The 5,835-nt window shown below is 73.7% G+C and carries 3 protein-coding genes; 1 reads left to right on the forward strand and 2 read right to left on the reverse strand.

Features of this window, described 5'->3' with window-relative positions; translation table 11 throughout:
• Together AXW62_RS38880 and AXW62_RS38885 are read right to left on the reverse strand one after the other, a co-directional pair.
• On the reverse strand, positions 1-2,718 hold a 2,718-nt coding region (locus tag AXW62_RS38880; RefSeq protein WP_159061091.1), incomplete at its 3' end, for an ATP-binding protein.
• Entirely contained in the window at positions 2,715-3,509 is a 795-nt protein-coding gene (locus AXW62_RS38885; RefSeq protein ID WP_079105673.1) for an AfsR/SARP family transcriptional regulator, read from the reverse strand. The genes AXW62_RS38885 and AXW62_RS38880, both read right to left, overlap by 4 nt.
• A 1,162-nt stretch (positions 3,510-4,671) precedes the next feature.
• Here AXW62_RS38885 and AXW62_RS38895 point away from each other — a divergent pair.
• A partial coding sequence (locus AXW62_RS38895) for a beta-ketoacyl [acyl carrier protein] synthase domain-containing protein (RefSeq protein ID WP_169808212.1) occupies positions 4,672-5,835 on the forward strand: 1,164 nt, incomplete at its 3' end.

Consider the following 5,835-nt stretch of genomic DNA (forward strand, 5'->3'; position numbering starts at 1 on the left):
TTGCACCACGGAGCCCAGCCGCAGCAGCTCGGACGCCACCGGGCGGAGCGATCCGCCCGGTGCCCGGGAGCGGCCCTCCCAGCGGGCCACGGCGGCATGCTTGGCGGCCCGCCGGGCCTGTGGGAGCCGTGCGTACGCCACCTCGCGCAGCAGCGGCTGCCGGAAGGTGAAGCTGCCGGTGTTGGCGGCGTCCGCGGGAGCGGCCATGAGCACTCCGCGGCGGACGAGTTCACCGAGTGCGTCGGCCACGTCGCCGGCGTCGGACGGCCGTTGGTCCCGCAGCGCCGCGACGTCCTCCGGGCGGACGGCCTCGCCGAGCACGGCGGCGTCCTGCGCGACCGCCTTGAGGTCGGCCGGCAGCGCGTCCAGCTGGGCCGCCAGTGCCCGGCCGACCGCCGACGGCAGCATGGCGTGCGCCGCCTCCGGCCGCTCGTCTGGGGCCGCGTCCGCCGCTGCCGGGTCCGGGCCGACGCGCCGCAGCGCCATCCGGGCCAGCTCCGCCGCGAACATCGGATTGCCGTCGGCCAGCGCCGTCACCACCTCGACCAGCTCGGCCACCGGCCCGGGCGGCCGGTCCCGCACTCCGTCCGCTTCGAGGACGGTACGCGTCAACTCGGCGACGACGGTGTCGGGCAGCCGTGTCAGCTCGGCGGTGACGTGCACCGCCGACTCCCAGGCGGGGCGCCGCAGGAACAGCTCGGGACGGGCCGCGGCCACCACCTTCAGCCGGGCCGGACCCTCCTGGCCCAGCAGCGGGCCGACGAGTCCGAGCACGGACTCGTCCGCCGCGTGCAGATCGTCGATGACCACGACCACGGTGCGCTCCGCGGCCAGCCGCTCCAGCAGCGTGCACCAGGCCGCGACCACCTCCTCGGGACCGGCGGCCTGCTCCTGGTGCGTCACCTGCCCGAGCGGTACCAGCAGCCGCTCGAAGAGCCGTCGCGCCTCGTCGGCGTCGGCCGCCGCCCGCTCGACCATCGCCCACAGCTTCGCCCGCGCCGTCCCGGGCGGGTCCCACGACCCGATGCCACAACACGACGACAGCTCCGCGGCGACGACGCGCAGGGCGCTGTCGTCCACCGTGCACGGCAGCAGATGCGCCAGCAGGGGCCGCGTCGCCGGGTCGCGCCCGGCGGTCTGCCGCTCGAACTCCTCGAGCACCGCGCTCTTGCCCATGCCGGGGCCGCCCACCACCAGCGCGACCCGCCGCTCCACCGCGTCGGTGTCGAGCAGGTCCGTCAGGGCCCGTACGCAGTCGGCACGCCCTAGCAGCGGCAGCCGCGGGCCGCGCACGGTGGCGCACCGGACGCCCTGGACCGTCCACATGGCCGCGTGGACGCGGGCGCGCTGATAGCCGATCAGGTTGTCGGTCTGTCCGCGGGTGCCCTCGCTGACCCACACCTCGTCCAGGGGGACGAGCGGAAGCAGCGACTGCGGCCGGTCCAGCGCCGCGCTGGTCACCGTCGGCGGTCCGGCGCCGTCGCGGCCGTAGCGCACCAGGGCCTCGCCGGTGTCAACGGCGGCGCGCAGATGCAGCGGGTGCGCGTTCCGTGCGCGGATCCGGTGGCGTACGGCGAGCACCGTCAGCACCGCGCGCATGGCGTCGTTGTCGTGGCTGCGCCCGGCGCCGAAGACGACGAGCCAGCAGCAGCCGAGCTTCGCCGCCACGATGCCGTCGAAACGATTCGCCTCGGCCACGACGACCTCGTGCAGGGCCTCCATCGCCGCGTCCACCTGCTCCGGGTCACCGCCACCCGGAACCGCCGGGCAGACCGCGTTGATCAGCGCGACGCTGACCTCCTTGCGCTCCGGTACGAGCCCGGCGGACTCCTCCACCGCGTCCGGCGCGGGGGAGGCGGCGCCGGCCGCGGCCGACGGCTGCCGCGGTGCCGGACGTGCCTGGACGGTGCCGGGCAGCGGCGTGTAGTGGAGCGCCGTGTCGTGGGTGAGGATGGCCTGGTGGAGCTCCTGGAGTTCCCGGCTCGGATCGAGACCGAGCTGGTCGGCCAGCTCGGCGCGGTGCGCCCGGTAGACATCCAGGGCGTCGGACTGCCGCCCGCTGCGGTGCAGCGAGAGCATCAGCTGCCCGGTCAGCCGCTCGCGCCGCGGCTCGGCCCGACGCAGCGTCAACAGCTCGGGGAGGACCGCGCTGTGCCGGCCCAGGGCCAGCTCGGCGTCGAAGTACTCCTCCAGCACGTCCAGCCGGGTGTCCGCGGACACCTTCAGCTCCGGCCAGGCCACCCCGGCCTCGGCCAGGTCGGCCAGCAGGGGCCCGCGCCACAGGGCGAGCGCCTGGCGCCACAGCCGGGACGCCTCCGCCACCCCGCCGTCCCGCATCCGGGCCCGACCCTGCGCCACCAGCTCGTGGAACCGGTACAGGTCGACGGCCTGGGGGTCCACCCGCAGCAGATAGCCGGGCGGGCGCGACTGGAGCGACATGTCCTCCGGCTCGGCGTGCTCCTCGTCCAGGTGCAGCAGCTTGCGCAGCCGCCACACCGCGTTCTGGACCATCTTGCGGGCCGAGGCGGGCGAGGGCCCGTCCCACAGCGCCGAGATCAGCCGGCTGGTGGCCGTCACCCGGTTGGGGTGCAGCAGCAGATAGCCCAGGACGGTGCGCTGCTTGATGCCGCCGAGCGGCAGCGGCACGCCGTTCCTCAGTACTTCCAGCGGTCCCAGCACGTGAAACCGCAGCTCTCCCACGGTCGCGGCGGGTCTCATGCGGCCAGCCGGAGTACCGCGCCGGGCGCCGTCAGCTCGGGGTCGTGCGCGAGCACGCACTGCTCCAGATCGCGCAGCCGGGGGCCCGGCCCGGTCCCGAACCGCTCCGCCAGCACCGACCGGGTGCGGCGATAGACCTCCAGTGCGTCGGTCTGCCGGCCGGTCCGGTACAGCGCCACCATGTGCAGTCGGCACAGCCGCTCCCGGACGGGCTCGGCATCTGCCGCGAGCCCCAGTTCCGCGACCACCTCGCGGTGGCGGCCCAGCATCAGGTCGGCGACGATGCGGTCCTCCAGCGCCTTCCACCGGGCCTCGCGCACCACCGCCAGTTCGGGCCACTCGATACCGGCCTCGACCAGGTCGGCCAGCACCTCCCCGCGCCACAGCCCCAGCGCCTCGCGGAGCGTGCGGACGGCCGCCTCCCAGGACCGGTCGGCCAGTTCCCGGGCGCCGCGTTCCAGGAGCAGGTGGTGCCTGCCGAGGTCGATGTGCTCGGGCGGGATGCGCAGGACGTACCCCCGGCTCTCCGTGCGGAGTGCGACCTGACCCTCGCCGGACTGATCAGGTGTCAGGAACGCCTTGCGCAGGCGTGATAACGCGTTCTGAACGCTCTTCCGGGCCGTTGTCGGCTCATTTGCGCCCCACAGGGCACCGATGAGCCGCTGGGTGCTCACGGAGGTGTTCGGATGGAGCAGGAGGAAAGCGAGGGCAGTCCGCTGACGGAGTCCTCCGAGGGGCACACCCTTGCCATCATGATTCGCCGTCAGTGGGCCCAACACGCTGAAACGCATGAAACTCCCCGCTTGGCCGCGCTTATAACTGCGTCCTACATTAGCTGGCTTGTCAGGACTTCCAGGATGGCCAAGTGAATGGGCTAAATCACACCGCGTCAATCCTGTGATCGGGAATTCCGGGAACTGTGCGCGCGAGTCGCTGCCGTCACCTGACTTTCGATCAGCCGTATTCGCAGGCGGGGTACTTGGTCTTCGGCGCGGCGGGTGCTCCTCCGGCGATGACGGGGCGCGGCCGAGGGCAAGCGCGGGAGCCGGCCCTGCCGTGGGCGGCTGATGAGCGGTCACCGAGCGGTGTGGACGCGACCCAGCTGCGCCCCGGCCGGCAGCGGTCTCGGCGCCGGGGCGGCGACATGCGGCGACGTGCGGCGACGTGCCGGAGGCGCCTCGGCCCCGGCGGCGGCGCCGCTCCGCACACCGGCCCCGGGGGCGCCGCGCACGGCCTGCCCGGCGCCGGACCGTGAGCGTGGCCGATGCGGTTCGCCGCCGACCCGCCGACCCGCCGACCCGTCACCGGTCCCCTTCACCCGTACGTGCGGGCCGCCTTGCAGGCGTGCCCGATCACCGTCTCGCCGATCTTTACAGCCCGGAACTCACCCGTGTCCAGGGAGTAGATCCAGGAATTAGGCGCCGCCGGCCCGAAACGGCGGGGAGTTCCAGGCGGATCGGGTGACGGGCGTTTACTCGGCTGCTTGGCATCACCACCCCTTCTTGGTCGCGAATTTCCCTAAATTGAATTGGTCATGACACCTGTAGCGCCGGGATCCCACCTCCAGGACCGTTCCAGTCGGGCAGCGAACGGTCATCCCCGGCGGTGAAACGGGTTTCCGGATACGGTCCAGTGGCGACACCGGCCGGTAAACCGCCGGTGCGAGCGGGCGATAAACCAACATCACGCCGGGGCTCCCGGGCACCGGGCCCGGACAGCCGCTCCGGACGCTGCCGAGGGATTTCCCGGTTTTCGATCATGCACCGGTCCTCAGCGATCACTTCTCCCGGCGCGCTGTGTTTGGCTGTCGCCCATGAGGCGCCGCCCCGGAGCCCGAACCGCCCCGGGGCCGCGCACGAACGCTGCGGCGGCGTTCGGCCCGGAGCACGGCTCTCCCGGCTCCGCTCGGCCGCCATCGGCCCACGCAGGTACGGACTTTCAGGGAGCTCAGGCATGCCGACGCACACCACGGACCCCGTTACGGGTGGCGAGGCGGACGACACCGAGATCGCCGTCATCGGAGCCTCGTGCCGGGTACCCTCGGCCTCCCGGCCGGCGGAGTTCTGGCGTCTCCTCACCGAAGGCACCGACGCGGTCTCCCCGTGGCCCGCCGAGCGCGGCCCCGGCCGGTCCTGGCGCGGCGGCTTCCTCGACAGGGTCGACGAGTTCGACGCCGCGTTCTTCGGCGTGGCCCCCGACGAGGCCGCCGCGATGGACCCCCAGCAGCGGCTCGCCCTGGAACTGGCCTGGGAGGCGATGGAGGACGCCGGACTCCGCGACGACCAGCTGCGTTCCAGCCGCACCGGCGTCTTCGTCGGCGTCATGCAGGACGACTACGCGGCCTTGTCCGCCGCCGACGACGGACCGCACACCTTCACCGGCCTGCACCGCGCCATCATCGCCAACCGCCTGTCGTGGACCCTGGGCCTGACCGGGCCCAGCTTCGCCGTCGACGCCGCCCAGGCCTCCTCCCTCGTCGCCGTGCACCTGGCCTGCGAGAGCCTGCGCCGCGGCGAATCCACCCTCGCCCTCGCCGGCGGCGTCAACCTGATCCTCTCGCCGCGCGGCATGGAGACCGCCGCCGGCCTCGGCGCGCTCTCCGTCAGCGGCCGCTGCGCCGTCTTCGACGAGAGCGCCGACGGCTTCGTACGCGGCGAGGGCGGCGCGTTCGTCCTGCTCAAACCGCTCGCCCGCGCCGTGGCCGACGGCGACCCCGTCTACTGCGTCATCCGCGGCAGCGCGGTCAACAACGACGGTGGCGGCGACCGGCTCACCGACCCCGACGTCCACGGGCAGCAGGACGTGCTGCGCCGCGCCTACACGGACGCCCGCACCGCGCCCGAAACCGTCCAGTACGTCGAACTGCACGGCACCGGCACACCCGTCGGCGACCCCGTGGAGGCCGCCGCCCTGTCGGCCGTCCTCGCCCAGGGCGGCCCCGGCCGGCTTCCCCTGGCGGTCGGGTCGGCGAAGACCAACATCGGCCACCTGGAGGCCGCCGCCGGCATCGTGGGCCTGCTCAAGGCCGCGCTCGCCCTGCGCCACCGCCGGCTCCCGCCGAACCTGCACTTCCGCACCCCCCACCCGGATATCCCGCTGGAACAGCTGAACCTGCGG

Origin of the sequence: Streptomyces hygroscopicus subsp. hygroscopicus (assembly GCF_001553455.1) — a bacterium.
Lineage (GTDB): Bacteria > Actinomycetota > Actinomycetes > Streptomycetales > Streptomycetaceae > Streptomyces > Streptomyces hygroscopicus.

What these genes read in the sequence shown, in the direction of transcription:
- AXW62_RS38885 (WP_079105673.1), bottom strand. Translation starts at nt 3,509, where the DNA reads ATGCGTTTCAGCGTGTTGGGCCCACTGACGGCGAATCATGATGGCAAG.